Source organism: Candidatus Yanofskybacteria bacterium (assembly GCA_016181175.1).
GTDB lineage: Bacteria > Patescibacteriota > Minisyncoccia > 2-02-FULL-40-12 > IGHO2-01-FULL-4-A > 2-01-FULL-44-17.
The window spans coordinates 109,366-123,853 of record JACOZV010000001.1 but is presented as its reverse complement, the minus strand read 5'-3'; the positions used below and the strand labels follow the sequence as shown (position 1 = coordinate 123,853).

The window sequence follows — 14,488 nt, the reverse complement described above, 5'->3', positions numbered from 1 at the left end:
TATGGACTTTTCTGCCTTAAAACTCCGAGTCGCTTCGCCTGAAGAAATACTTCAGTGGTCTTATGGCGAAGTAACTAAACCGGAAACGATAAATTACCGCACACAAAAACCTGAAAAAGAAGGTCTATTTTCAGAGTCTATTTTCGGACCGACAAAAGACTGGGAATGTTATTGTGGAAAATATAGAAGGATACGCTACAAAGGAATTATCTGCGATCGTTGCGGCGTTGAGGTGACAAGATCTATCGTCAGGCGCGAACGTATGGGTCACATTAAGTTAGCTAGCCCTGTTGCGCATATTTGGTTTTTACGCGGAATGCCTTCGCGCATTGCCACAGTATTGGATGTTTCATTGCCAGACCTTGAAAGGGTAATATATTTTGCGGCTTACATTGTAACGAGGGTAAACGAAGACCTAAAAACCGAGGCCATGAAAAAAATGGAAACCGGTTTCCGATCTCTTATTAAAAACGCTCCGCAGAAAAGCGAACAGGAAAGAATTAAAGAACGGCGTGAAGAAGAAAAAGGTAATCTCAAAAGCTTAAAAAAATACCAGATACTCTCGGAACTCGAATTCAGAGATTTATCACTCAAATATGGTGAAGTTTTTGAAGCAAGCATAGGCGCTGAAGCAATAAGAAAACTTATGGAAGAGATGGATCTGCAAGAAGAAATAACGAAAGCAGAAAATGGTTTAAAAGAAATTGATAATCCAACTATACAAAAAAAGTGGATGCGCCGCCTTAAAATACTCAAGAAAATGCTAAGAAATAATATACGCCCGGAGTGGATGATTCTTGAAGTCCTGCCAATTATTCCACCGCTACTTCGCCCAATGGTTCAATTAGACGGCGGCCGTTATGCCACATCGGATCTAAATGATCTTTACCGACGCGTCATAAATAGAAATAACCGCTTGAAACATTTGGTTGAGCTTAAAGCACCAGAGGTTATCACAAAAAATGAAAAAAGGATGCTCCAGGAAGCCGTTGATGCACTTATAGATAATTCTATGAGGCGGGGGCAAACGCTTGTTTCAGCTTCCACTGGCCAAAAAAGAGCCCTCAAGTCTCTTGCGGATATGCTTAAGGGAAAGCAGGGTAGATTCAGGCAAAACCTACTCGGCAAACGCGTAGATTATTCCGGCAGAAGCGTAATTGTTATCGGCCCAAATTTAAAGATCAGCGAGTGCGGTTTACCTAAATTTATGGCTCTAGAATTATTTAAGCCATTTATAATAAATTATCTTAAAACCAAAGGGTTGGCTCACAATATTCGCTCTGCGAGTCATCTTATAGAACAAGAGGTTCCTGAAGTTTGGGAAGCATTGGAATTTGCCATTAAAGACAGGCTGGTTTTGTTAAACCGCGCCCCCACTCTGCACAGATTGTCAGTGCAGGCTTTTAAACCAGTATTAATTGAGGGTAAGGCAATAAAAATTCCCGCCCTACCAACGCGTGCTTTCAATGCTGACTTTGATGGTGACCAAATGGCCGTTCATTTACCCTTAACAGCAGAGGCTCAAAAAGAAGCGCGCGACTTGATGCTCTCAACACACGGAATATTAAAACCAGCAACGGGTGAACCGGTCGCGATTGCAACCAGAGATATCACTTTTGGCTGTTACTACCTCACAAGCATTGGCACTAGTTTAATCGGCGAGGGAAAGATTTTTTCGTCAGAGTCAGAGGCAATGTTAGCTCTTGAGCACGGGATAATAGATCTAAGAAGTAAAATAAAAGTCTACTTGCCAAAAGATGTTTTAGATTCTTCGCCAAAGTTGATTGAAACCTCAATTGGCCGAATAATATTCCACCATGCATTACCAAAAGATCATGCCTTTGTGAATAAAACATTCAACCAAACCGACCTTCGCAATCTTGAAGCCGAAATTCTGCATGATTATGGAGAAGACATAGTTGTTGAGTTTATGGACGCAGTGCGAGAATATGGTTTTCACTATGCAACAGTTTCCGGTGTCTCTTGGGGCATGGACGACCTTAGAGTACCCAAGGAAAAAACAGAAATAATGACCGAAGCAGAAAATACTATAGAAGAAAATCAGTCTCTTTATGCACAGGGGTTACTGACCGAATATGAACGCAAATCAAAAGCTATTGAAATCTGGACAGTCACCAAGTCAAAACTAGAAAAAATGGTCAGCAATCAATTTAAAGAAGATGATGCCGTTTTCATGATGGTTGACTCAAAAGCCAGAGGTAACTGGGGTACTGTCAACCAGCTCGCTGGTATGCGTGGCTTAATGGTCAAACCAGACGGAGAATTAATTGAGTTGCCAGTAAAAAGCTCATTCAAGCAAGGATTAAATGTTTTGGAATACTTTATTTCTACCCATGGCGCAAGAAAGGGACTGGTTGACACCGCCCTACGTACTGCCACGGCTGGTTATCTGACACGACGCTTGGTTGATGTGGCGCAAGACGTTGTTGTACAACAAGAAGATTGTAAGGACAAGGAGGGTTATACCCTACATACGTCTGATGGCAAATCGATAGGTGGAGATAGCATAGGAAAACGTTTGCTGGGTCGCGCTGTTATGGAAGAAATAAAAGACACTGAGGGCAATATTATTGCTAAAAAAAACCAATTGATAGACAAGGAAACATCCGTTAAAATTGACCAAGCTAAACCAGAAAAAGTGAAAATCAGATCACTTATAACCTGCAAAGCCAAAGATGGCATTTGCCGTGTTTGCTATGGTTACGACTTATCTAAAAATAAATTAGTAGCAATAGGCGAAGCGGTGGGTATAGTTACCGCACAAGCAATCGGAGAACCGGGCACTCAGCTTACAATGAGAACTTTTCATACTGGAGGTGTCGCCAGTGTTGGTGACATTACCATGGGTCTGCCGCGTGTCCAAGAAATTTTTGAGGTCAGGCCACCATCTGGAAAAGCACTGATATCTGAAATTGACGGCAAAGTAATAAGCGTTGAAGAAAAAGGCAATCAAACATTTATTAAAATAATGTCTGATAAGGGCGAGGAGCGTGAATACCTAACAATGCCGGGAGTGACATCATCGGTTAGAGCTGGCGACTTGGTAACGGCCGGCCAACAACTTTCAGATGGTCACATTGACTTGAGAGAACTTTTACACACAACAGGAAATGTTCAAGATGTTGCTCGTTATGTAATCCGCGAAGTACAAAGTATCTATTTTGCCACTGGTGAAGGCATTAATGATAAACACGTTGAGTTGGTAGTCAGACAAATGTTCTCTAGGGTCAAGATTCTTGATCAGGGTGATACAGAGTTATTGCCAGGCGATGTTGTGGAAAAACGTACAGTTTTGGAAGCAAATGAAGACGTGCAAAATCACAATGGCAAACCAGCTACTTTTGAACAATTGCTATTGGGTATTACAAAGGTTTCGCTTTCAACCGAAAGCTTCTTATCGGCAGCATCATTCCAAGAAACAGCACGTATATTGATTGATGCAGCTGTTGCCGGCAAAGAAGATACTTTGCGCGGGCTAAAAGAAAACGTCATCATCGGCCGTCTCATACCAGCCGGTACCGGTTACCAATATGTGGCTAAGCCAGCACCCGAAGAAGAGTAAAAGAAAAAAGAGTACATGTCTTTCCTATCTCATATAAGGAAAATGGATTTGTGGTTAGTTGTAATTGTCGTACTGACTGTAGGGCTTGGTATCGCCAGTTTTTATAATATCGGACCAAGATCTCCTGATTTTATAAAAAGGCAAGCTGTATTTTTGATAATCGGCATGGCCATCATGTTAGCGGTATCTTTTTTTGATTATCGGATTTTCAAAAATATGTCCTCGGCATCAATCGTGCTTTATCTGGTCGCAATCGTCCTTTTACTTATTGCCCTGACTTCCCGGGAAATACGAGGCGTTAGTTCCTGGATTATTTTTAAAAATTTCACTTTTGAGCCGTCCGAACTGGCCAAACTTTCTCTTGTGGTATTGCTGGCTAAATATTTTTCACAAAAACATGTGGAAATTTATCATGCACGCCACATACTGGCTTCGGCCGTATATGCATTTATTCCAGCCGCTCTTATGTTCAGCCAGCCAGATTTAGGTTCGGTAATAGTACTGGCCCTTATTTGGTTGGCCATGCTCCTTTTTTCTGGAATAAAAAGAAATCATCTTTTAACAATTTTGATGATTGGAGTAATAATCGCAACCATAGGTTGGTTCGCAATTCTTAAACCATACCAAAAAGATCGGCTCGCTTCTTTTATCAATCCTTACCTTGACCCGCAAGGAAGCGGCTACAATATTTTACAGGCCAAAACAACCTTAGGATCGGGGCAATGGTTTGGCACAGCTTTTGACAAAAAAGCGACCCAGCGGGCGCTTGTTCCAGAACCATATAATGACTTTGCTTTTGCAAATTATGCCAGAAAATTCGGTTTTGCAGGAATAATTGTACTAGTTATATTTTTCTTATCTTTAATGTTCCGCATTGGCTCTATCGCATCCAGGACTGATAATAATTTTGCCAAGCTTTTCTCTTTAGGGTTTTTAACTTTAATTTTTGCCCACGTTTCCATCAACGCCGGTTTTAATCTAGGTCTACTGCCTATTACTGGTATTCCTTTTTCTTTTTTGAGTTACGGCGGCAGTCATCTGGTTACGCTCATGATCGGACTGGGGATAATACAGAATATCCGTATCAGTACCAGAAACTAGTTCCTATTTTTTGTTTTCTGATAGTTCAATAGAATTGCTTAAATCTTTCCTGTCCGCCATAGGTACGCAAGAAGTTTGAGTTCTCAAAAACATTCGCATTAGCCTCGGCATCTACGCGATTCATTTGCCCGATAAACGGCGTAAACCATTGGACTTCAAATCCTCTAGTAGTACGGGCAAGGAACGTAAATATGTTTGTTCTATTAATGGCAATCGGCTCTTGGCTTGCATCTAAAACAACAACAACAACATCAATCGTATTAAGATCTAAGTCGGAATTATTTAAAATCTCCCCACCTACTTTTGCAAAAACACCAGCCTGTGAATTCTGCAGATACGAAACATTTTTAACTAGCAAAGTAGCGCCCGCGGTAGCTAGAGTTTGAAGTTTCTGCCAATCTACGCTTGTGATTTTAATATCAGCTCGACTGATCGGTGTTTGAAATTTAAGCAAAGGCTCAATAATGTATTTCGTCTGCCCTGGTAGAATGTAAAATCGTCCGATTTTATTTGAAATCTGTTGTCCAGCATAATTATAAAATTTAATTTCATATTCAACATTAGGTGAACCGTATTCCGTGTTGCTATTGTTCACTTTAGCTAAAAAATCATAGTCATTATTTTCAATATTCAAAAATTTAGAATCCAGAACCCGAATCGGTGCCAAGTTAATTGTCGGATTAGGTGTGGGGGTTGGAGAAACTGGCGCAACGCCACGATAAATTCCGAAACCAATACCACCCACAACCAAAAAGAAAATTATAGCAACCATTATCTGTTTTTGCAGTCGTTGAGAGTCGTTCATTAGATTAATTATAGCTGGATCACTACTAAAATAAAAGTAAACTAAAAACCATTTGTCTGGCGGTGACCCACTTTCGTATCATGCTAAGCACGATACTATCATAGGCCCTGGAAGATTTCACTACCGAGTCCCCGCACCAAAATTAAAACCAGCAAGCTGGCGACTACCTACTTTCGCACAATGCTAAGCACTGTACTATCATGGGCCTTGCGAGATTTCACTTCTGTGTTCGGAATGGGAACAGGTGGAGCACTCACAGTATAGTCACCAACTTGCTGGCTTTAATTTTTAATTTTGGTGCGGGGCAAGTCTGAATGTTACCGATTTGCTTGCGCACAGTGTAACGAGCACAACTGCAAATCGCAATCCCGCCTATGTGTACATGGGCGGGAGGATCGGGTGGGACACTTCCGGTATAACCACCAAGCAAATGGTTTTTAGTTTTTATAGTTAAAGGGGTGTTTTTGCATTTTTGACCTTCGCGTTTGGCCAAGTTCGAGGCAAGCACGAGGAGTGAACCGAGCCATACTAGAGGTATGGCGAGGGAGCACCGGAGTGCTTAACGAAGAAATTGGGCAAATCCTTGCGGCTTAACTGCGGCCAGCCCCTTAGATTTTGGGGGCTCCGCAGTTTAAGCGCGAAGGTCATAAGGACTTAATCTTGTAAGGAATTGATGATTTATTAGTAGCGCTCGGCTGAACGCGTTACCGCGCTTACACCTGCGCCCTATCAACGTGATAATCTCTCACGAATCTTTGTGCCTCCGACTTAATAATCATTTCTGCTGCAATTTATATATTTGAGCTGCGGCTTCACAAAAACTCCTTGACATGGCACAAGCCATGCCTCGTTGTTTTTGCTTCGCCTCGCCTCAAATCTCTTTCAGCGCTTATCGGAACCGAACATAGCTACCCAACGCTGCTTTTGGCAAAACAATTGGTAGACCAGAGGTTCGTTCATCCCGGTCCTCTCGTCACAAAATCTTATATCACTATAAGTGTAGACTATATCTTTTCCCTCCCGCAAAAAGCGGATTCAGGGAATCGGCATGTTATGATTAACCATTGATGCAATCTCATCGCTAATCATCCGTCGAGCTAAACTCGACAAGTCGTTACGGGGTCAAATCTAATAATTGAATGAGTTCTTTTTTGGTTTTCTTGCTTCTAGATTTATAATTATGCTTTTGAATTATAAGCATTAAATCTACGATTTTTAACAATTCCTGCTTGGTTAAACGGCTTAGAATCTTACTGCTCATCATGCTAGTTGCTTCATAAATAGCATTGGCTTGATTTTTCTTGAATTTAATAAATGGCAATAAGTTTTTTATTATATCTTTAACTTGTTTAAATCCATTAATTCTTAGTTCACTCATGCCATCATCTCTTTGAGTCAAATAACCAATTCCAAGAATATTTTTTATCCAATGCAGAAATTCTTCGTGGTTACTATCCTGATAAAAACAAATTGTAGACATAAAGCGAAACTTTTTGGTTCCATCTTTGCGTCTCTTGATTTGTAACATCAAGCTTCCGTCACCATCAAGAAAACCTGCAATATATGCTAAATCAATTTTAGATTGACTTCCCACGGTATCGTCTTAATTATTTCTGGTCCTCAAGTAAATTGTACTATAATTGTCGGACCGCGACAATTGTAGTTATCAACGAACACAAAAATAATAAGATTTCACCGTTATTAGCCGAGTTGTCATCACGCATTACTGCGTGAAGTAGCAATTTCTTACTAGGGACAACCCCCCTCAAACTTCAACGCCCGCACCAGATAAGGACCAACCTGTCTCACGCATGTTTCCACATATTACTATGTGCATTGGACCATAACTTCATCCTCCACTGATTGGCAGATTGGATGGCTAACATTTAGTCTCTACGAGTGTTATTTGTTCAAATTTTTGGAGTCAAATTAATTGGGTATTGACAATAATTTAATAATCAATTATATTTAATTTAGGAGGCAATAATGAACTCCCAACAACTGCTAATATCTCTGGTTTTAATGCTTATTTTCTGGATTTTTAACTCTCTTATAGCCCTTGGATCTTTCAAAAAAATCTATACTGATGGTCTCTGTCGCTTTCAATTTGTTTTAGCCATTACCTTACCATTTGCCATATTTTACATGACCCAATAGGGTCTTTTTTATTTTTCCAAAAATTTGAACAAATAACTTCTCTCGGTATTACCCCGAGTTTACCGAATGGGTTTTACCGATATAAGTTAGCAGTCAATAATATATTCCTATATTATTGCGCCGTGATTTATATTTTGATGTCTTTTCCTCGGGCTCAAACAGTTAAAAAGTCGATTAAAAGCCGAGCCGACATCGAGGTGCCGAACACTGCCGTCGCTAGGGACGCTCGGGCAGTACCAGCCTGTTATCCCCGGAGTAGCTTTTGTCTGATGATCTTCCGCGGTCCTACGACCAACGGTCGGTTCACTAAGTCCTGCTTTCGCACCTGCTCGACACATCCGTCTCGCAGTTAAGCCGGCTTTTGCCTTTACACTATCGCTGCGATTTCCATCCGCAGCTAGCCGACCTTAATGAACGCCTCCGTTACTCTTTAGGCAATTGTGTTACTTTGCAGGTTTAGCGAATAATACCTTCTATCACCGCTTGCAACCCCAGCGAGGTTGCTACGCTCCGTTGAATCTGTGGATTTTACTCGCAGTGAAAAATTATACTGCTCGCAAACCGTGCAATCGCACAGCTTCAACGGTGCTATAAGGCATTATTCGCTAAACCCTTCCCATAAAACATGGCCTTAAAAAACCAAATTTTATAGGCGGCCGGGTCATTTCTGCCCAGCTCTGCATGTCGCCATGCAGTTCAGACTGTATCATTGCCGCTTCGCGGCACTCGACGTACAGTCGTTGAGGGGTCCTGAATTTAATTGAAGAACTTCCCTGCTGATTGTCCGCATCGATCCAAAATTTTCACTTACTTAGTAGCTCAGCTACTAAGTAGAGTATTCAGATATGCGCGGGGGTTCCAGCATATAGTCGAATTTGCATACTGAAATTACTTTCAGTAGGCCCCATGCGGTGTAACGAATACCGCGTTAAGGCAACAGCCCCAGTTAAACTACCCACCAGGCACTGTCTTGATGTAACCCTAGGAAGAGGCAAATAAAACTTGCCTAAAAATAGGGCGACTTAAACTAAAATTGGAAGTTACTATATTCAATTTGAAACGAATTCCATTCTGCTAAAAACTTTTTCCATTTTTCTGGGTCAACTCCTTTTGGACTTCTGTCTTTGATTGAATCTATTAGATATTCAATGTTCGCTCTGGTACTCCTTATCCTTTCTGTCATCAGATCACATTCATGTTTTAGATTCATTAGTTCTTGCATCCAATATTCTATTGGTTTTTTATCAGAAAACATATTTTACCTCCTAGGGTTACACCAGTTAGAATTACAAGTCTTTAAGATGGCTGTTTCATTGTCGCCTCCATCACATCCAAGAACATGACTTCAAAGGCTCGCCACTACACTACGCATAAAAACTCGTTTACTGACATTGCATTTTCACCGGGCTATTGGCTGAGACAGTCCCCCAGTCGTTCCGCTATTCATGCGCGTGGGAACTTACCCCACAAGGAATTTCGCTTAAGTATGTTACTCTGCATGTCGCCATGCAGTTCGGACTATATCTTCCCGCTCAAATTTTTGGACTATTGACACTAAATTTTAATTGATTTATACTTACCACTGGGTTTCTTCGCTCGCATTTACCCCCGAAGTGCAACATCTGATTTGTCCTTATTTTACAATAAAAATCAGCTAAAAGACGAGTAAAGTAAAGGGTTATCCTTATTTTCCTCATCCTTTTACAAATCAGGGCGAGTAGGGCAAACCAGTAAACATTTAGTTTATTGGTGTTGCATTTCAAAGTTCATTTTAAATCACAAAAGAAAGGTGGAAAATTCATGGAAAAATTAACTCTTCGTGTTCATGTACGCTGGGTAGCATCTCTTATTATATATTTTATAGAATATGGCATAGTAGAATTTAATGTTAAACTCAGAAACAATGATATTATGCTGATTCAATGTGAATTACCACGAAATACCATTAGGAAAATCCGTACCGACAGTAGATTTAAAGGTATAGATAAGCGGCACGAACAAGCTCCTATAATTGATTATTAATAGCAAATTCATCGAAACCTCAGTTGAGGTTTTTTTTATTTAAGTCCAAAAATTTGAGCGGGTTCGACGTTTAGTCTCTGAGGATTTCTGAAAACTTGGGTCTTTTTTTACGATTCATCTGCAAAGCTAGAGAGGCAATTTTTCTAAGTCCTTTAAGGTTAAGGTGGTCCTTGCGACCCATCATTTTTAGGATTTCCTTAAAGATTATAAAATCTCTTCGCTTTGCGGTTAGGAGTTTGTTTTGGGTAAAGAATGGCACAATTTTGGTTTCTAGATCCGACAAAGATCTCACACAGTATTTGAACATATCTTCGTGGTGGTTATCGTTCCTTTTATTTTTTATTATATAACCACAGTTGAAGTAGTTCTTGATCAGTTCGAGAACGCTCAAGCTCTTCTCTCCTTGGGAAACTACAAACTCAGGGAATACTTGCCATCCGAGCTTGCGTTGAGCTTTGTAATTCTTGAATATACTGACAGTAAAACATCCTTCCCCATCAACAAAACCTGTTATCCAACCCATCATTTTCAGACTTTCCTGCTGATCGTCTGCACCACTAACATTTTTACTTGGCATAGATATATTTTATCACCAAAGGTAACATCATACCATAGTAGTTGTGGATACTCAGACTTTCCAGCATATGATCGAATATATTTTAAGACATCGCGTAAAACTTTCGTCACGCGATAGGCAGCTACTTTTGTTTATCAATATAAATTCACTACAATCGGCCAAGTCCTTTTGAGAACTTGCCATCTGACAAATTCTCAAAACCTTTGGACGATTATAGTTATCGCCGTCGTTCACTGGCGCTTCGGGCGTTGGCAATACACATTGCTGCATACCACCTCCACCGTTAACGTTCCAGCACTGGACAAGCGTCACCCTGTATACAGCGCCTTTCGGCTTAGCACAGAGTTGTGTTTTAGATAAACAGTCGCCAGGGGTTCGTTAGCTGCGACCCAACCGCGCCTCGCTATGCTCGGCTTGTTAGAATTTTTAATTTCCAATTTTTAATTTTTAAATAAATCTTAATGTTTTTAATTTTTAAACATTAGAAATTATTTATTAAAATTATAAAATTAAAAATTTAAAAATTCGTGCCGAACGCAGTGAGGCACGGTCAGGTAGGCCTTATACCGAAGGTACGGCCACTTTTTTGCCGAGTTCCTTAGCCAATAATCACCCGTTCGCCTTAGTGCACTTACACTAGCCCACCTGTGTCGGTTTTAAGTACGTTTCCCATATGCATAATTTTAGAAGTTTTTCTTGGAAGGCTCTTCACTGGAATCCCACGGTTACCCGTGATTTCTTCAAATTCGTATTTTGACATTAAAGTCAGTCGCCGGATTTTCCAAACGACAATCCTGGAATCCAAAAACAGAAATCCAATAATCTGCTCCAGCTTATATCCTCCGTCGCTCCATCAATACATATGGAAGGGCCGGAATATTAACCGGCTTAGCATCGGCTTCCCATGCCCGTAGGCACGGTTATCCTTAGCGTCGCCTAACCCTCCGGTGATTGACATTGCGGAGGAAACCTTAGGCTTACGGCGGCGAGGGTTCTCACCTCGCTTGTGGTTACTCATTCCAACATTCTCTCCTCCAAGCGCTCCAGCATGCCTCACGACACACCTTCGCAGCGGCTTGAAGTGCTCCCCTACCACTCATCCCGATAAATCGGGACGGTCCACGCATTCGGTACTATGCTTAGCCCCGTTGAATCTTCGGCGCCACTTTCCTCGTCTAACCGAAATTAGAATTCGAGCAGTAAGCTGTTACGCACTTTTTAAATGATGGCTGCTTCTAAGCCAACATCCTACCTGTCTAAGGAAAATGACTTCCTTTAACACTTAGCATAGATTTAGGGACCTTAAGCGGTGGTCAAACGGCTAATCCCGTCGCGACTATGAAGCTTTGCCCTCACAGTCTCACTACCGGCGATTACACCGCGGTATTCGTAGTTTGTTTGGTAAGCCTACCATTGCTGGCACGGCAAACCATTCAGAGCTCTACCCCCGCGACTACTCACCGGCGCTGCCCCTAAAGGCATTTCGGGGAGAACCAGCTATTACCAGGTTCGATAAGCTTTTCACTCCGACCCACAGCTCATCCAATGATATTGCGCTATCAACTAGTTCGGACCTCCATTTGTCTTTCGACAAACTTCATCCTGGCCATGGGTAGCTCACCTGGCTTCGGGTCTTTTACAAGCGATTAAGTCGCGCTTTTAACACTCGGTTTCCCTACGGATGCACCCTATACGGGCTTATCCTTAATCCAGCCTCACTTTTGGTTTTAACAATGAATTGCTGATTCTCTTCTTCAATTCATGTTTAGAACTACCGTGGTCTTTGAGTTTTGACTCCCGTCGAAAAGCATCTTCTTTGCTTCTATAAGCTTCCGCGTATATCAAAATCCATTGACCGATAAGTCGTCTTGTATAACCTTTATTTGTTTGGCTGTTATGCTTTTCGACTCGTTTCTTGAGATCATTTGTACAGCCAATATATATTTTTTCAGTTAGATTGTTCTGAATAATATAAACTATCCACATAAAGTCATCATAAACCAAAAGTGAAGCTGGATAAACCACTTGTAAAAACTCGTTGGATCATTCTTCAATAGGCACACCGTCACCCTGACCGTCTTGCGACGGGAAGGGCTTCGGCTCTTTGTAGGCATATGGTTTCAGTTCTATTTCACTCCCCTAACCGGGGTTCTTTTCACCTTTCCCTCACGGTACTGGTTCACTATCGATCACCAAAAGTATTTAGTCTTGGACCGTAGTAGGCCCGGCTTCGCCACGGATAGTCTGCTCCATGGGTACTCAGGAGAGGATTTTCCAACCGAGCTCATAACTCCTAAAAGTTATGTGCTCGGTTGATTGAGATTAGAGGTTTTGGTTTACGGGACTATCACCCTCTTTGGTCGGCCTTTCCAGGACCGTTCAGCTAACATCTAACTTTGTAACTCAATCCTAATTTCCTGGATATCCGCACAAGAGTATATGCAGATGTCCAGTGTTTAGAAAAAAATCCTTCCTACAACACTCCCACTCACTAAGTAAACTTAATAAACAAGAGTTTAGACTGTTTCCCTTTCGCTCGCCGCTACTTAGGAAATGTTCCCCGCACCTTTTAAGCACTAGTGTCAATTAGATTCCGAAATGTAGTGCGCAAACAACAAATAATTAATATCCGTCAGCCACGCATCACAATGCGGATGCCAAATAAAATCTTGTGCTCAAAAGGTGCGGGGTTTGTTTTATTTTCCTCTGGCTACTGAGATGTTCCGGATCAAAGCCCGCTAGACGGCTCCCCGAAGCATATCGTCGTCACGCCACGTCCTTCGTCGCCTTTTGGTGTCAAGGCATCCTCCATACGCCCTTAATAATTCCTTACAAGATTAAATCCTCGATCTCTATTGATAGATCGAATTCAATCTACTTATTCTGCATTTTGGAACTCATTTCTAAATGCAGAAATGCAATTTTTTAATCCCGTTAGAGGTGGATTGCCACTTGTGGCAATCGCAAGCTCTAACCGGGATACCCGCTAACTATTTATTTTTTAAATTGCAATCTATTCAATCGGTTTAGTGTTAGCTTCCGTCGGGCACCTCCGTAAGGAGATGCCCGACGACAGCCAATAATGGCTCTAATATATTCAATTTTGATAAAAAATCCGCGATTTACGCGGCTGCTTGTAAACGCAAATTAAGAACTTGGCTTCAGCCGCTTTTTGTTATGAAATTATTGTGGAATTTATTCATATATTTGATTATGGCCATTGTAGCAAAACAAAAAAACAGCGTCAACTAGTCATGGGATAGCTTGTTGATAAAAATCACAACACCCGCTTTAGCGGGTGTTGTTTTCAAATGGCTATAGTCTATAGTCACTTAACTCTGGTTTCTTTTATTCTCCAATATGCCTTCTCATTTTTCCTATCCATTCATCGGCATGCGCTCGTCCGCCCAAACCAAAAGCCAAACCGAAAGCTAACGCGCCACCGGCAACTACTCCCATAACAACAATCCTGATAATCTCTTCGGCCACCATTAATTGGCTCAAAGCTACTAGCAATGAAAAGATAATCACTGCCCACTTGGCCAATGAACCGAGAAAATTAGCCGATGCCAATTGCGCTGCCTTGACTGAACCTCTAACCACTCCCTCCAAAAACTTTGCGACCAAAACACCGATTAACAGGACAAATGCCGCGACGAAAACGTTTGGCAAATAATTCACAACACTGCGCAAAAATCCTGCTACCTGACCCAAACCAAGAATATCGGTTGCGGCCATCAAAAATACAACTATGAAAAACCACTTTACGAGTTCATAAAAGAAAAGCGGGCTGTTCAATTTGTAACCGCTTCGCTCCCAGACTCTTCTGAAACCGACACCTTCAAGCGCGCGATCCAATCTTATCAATCTAACAATGTGCCAAACCAGTTTGGCGATAAGAATCGCCACGAGCCAACCAACTAAAAAGACCACAATGGCGGCAACCAAGCGCGGTAAAAATCCCGCGACGTTGCCCCAAAGGGTCAACAAGGACGCCCTCACCACATCTGATGCTGCTGTAACTTCTAACATACAAACACCTCCCTTCCTTCGCCCTCCGAAGCTTTAGCAAAGGAGGGGCTTAATAAAAAATTAAGTAATACAGGTAAATTTTAACATTTTATTAAGAAACAAGATAAGTTAGTTATCCACAAACCTCGCTCCAATATTATACTCAAGTTTTTTGACTATTGACAAACTGGCATACAGGGTTTATGCTTTTCGTGCGGCTTGTTCTTTAAAA

Annotated in this window: 8 protein-coding genes, 1 rRNA gene and 3 other annotated features; of the genes, 2 read left to right on the top strand and 7 right to left on the bottom strand. The window is 41.4% G+C overall.

What is annotated here, in order from left to right; genetic code table 11:
• Position 1: 1 nt before the first annotated feature.
• Positions 2-3,583, top strand: a complete 3,582-nt coding sequence (rpoC, locus tag HYT61_00630) for a DNA-directed RNA polymerase subunit beta' (protein MBI2062732.1) — start codon at positions 2-4, stop codon at positions 3,581-3,583.
• Positions 3,584-3,625: 42 nt separating this feature from the next.
• Positions 3,626-4,684 carry a rod shape-determining protein RodA gene (locus HYT61_00625; protein MBI2062731.1) on the top strand — a complete coding sequence of 353 codons (1,059 nt, stop codon included), beginning with the start codon at positions 3,626-3,628 and terminating at the stop codon, positions 4,682-4,684.
• 25 nt (positions 4,685-4,709) lie between these two features.
• On the opposite strand, the gene HYT61_00620 is transcribed toward HYT61_00625, so the two are convergent.
• The 7 genes from HYT61_00620 to HYT61_00590 form a co-directional block, all read right to left on the bottom strand.
• Positions 4,710-5,489: a hypothetical protein gene (locus HYT61_00620; GenBank protein ID MBI2062730.1), complete on the bottom strand. Its 780-nt coding sequence runs from the start codon at positions 5,487-5,489 to the stop codon at positions 4,710-4,712.
• A 154-nt stretch (positions 5,490-5,643) separates the two neighbouring features.
• A 5S ribosomal RNA gene (gene rrf / locus HYT61_00615) occupies positions 5,644-5,761 on the bottom strand.
• A gap of 406 nt (positions 5,762-6,167) precedes the next feature.
• Positions 6,168-6,240, bottom strand: a sequence feature (possible 23S ribosomal RNA but 16S or 23S rRNA prediction is too short).
• Between the two features lie 128 nt (positions 6,241-6,368).
• Positions 6,369-9,127: a sequence feature (possible 23S ribosomal RNA but does not have good blast hits on one or both of the ends), on the bottom strand.
• Entirely contained in the window at positions 6,604-7,083 is a 480-nt protein-coding gene (locus HYT61_00610; protein ID MBI2062729.1) for an LAGLIDADG family homing endonuclease, read from the bottom strand. (Overlaps the previous feature by 480 nt.)
• On the bottom strand, positions 8,674-8,868 hold the full coding sequence (locus HYT61_00605; GenBank protein MBI2062728.1) for a hypothetical protein: 195 nt from the start codon (positions 8,866-8,868) through the stop codon (positions 8,674-8,676). (Lies within the feature at positions 6,369-9,127.)
• Positions 9,128-9,738: 611 nt before the next feature.
• Complete coding sequence (locus tag HYT61_00600; GenBank protein ID MBI2062727.1) at positions 9,739-10,245, bottom strand: LAGLIDADG family homing endonuclease; 507 nt, start codon at positions 10,243-10,245, stop codon at positions 9,739-9,741.
• Positions 10,246-10,444: 199 nt separating this feature from the next.
• Positions 10,445-13,070 (bottom strand) — a sequence feature (possible 23S ribosomal RNA but does not have good blast hits on one or both of the ends).
• Positions 11,950-12,231, bottom strand: coding sequence for a GIY-YIG nuclease family protein (locus HYT61_00595; protein ID MBI2062726.1), 282 nt, complete (start codon positions 12,229-12,231; stop codon positions 11,950-11,952). It overlaps the preceding feature by 282 nt.
• A gap of 523 nt (positions 13,071-13,593) precedes the next feature.
• Positions 13,594-14,277 (bottom strand): hypothetical protein, encoded by a 684-nt coding sequence (locus HYT61_00590; protein ID MBI2062725.1) that lies wholly within the window; start codon positions 14,275-14,277, stop codon positions 13,594-13,596.
• Positions 14,278-14,488 lie beyond the last annotated feature (211 nt).

Coding starts and splice junctions, on each gene's coding strand:
- rpoC (MBI2062732.1), top strand. CDS start 2: ATGGACTTTTCTGCCTTAAAACTCCGAGTCGCTTCGCCTGAAGAAATA.
- HYT61_00605 (MBI2062728.1), bottom strand. CDS start 8,868: ATGCAAGAACTAATGAATCTAAAACATGAATGTGATCTGATGACAGAA.
- HYT61_00620 (MBI2062730.1), bottom strand. CDS start 5,489: ATGAACGACTCTCAACGACTGCAAAAACAGATAATGGTTGCTATAATT.
- HYT61_00625 (MBI2062731.1), top strand. CDS start 3,626: ATGGATTTGTGGTTAGTTGTAATTGTCGTACTGACTGTAGGGCTTGGT.
- HYT61_00600 (MBI2062727.1), bottom strand. CDS start 10,245: ATGCCAAGTAAAAATGTTAGTGGTGCAGACGATCAGCAGGAAAGTCTG.
- HYT61_00595 (MBI2062726.1), bottom strand. CDS start 12,231: ATGTGGATAGTTTATATTATTCAGAACAATCTAACTGAAAAAATATAT.
- HYT61_00590 (MBI2062725.1), bottom strand. CDS start 14,277: ATGTTAGAAGTTACAGCAGCATCAGATGTGGTGAGGGCGTCCTTGTTG.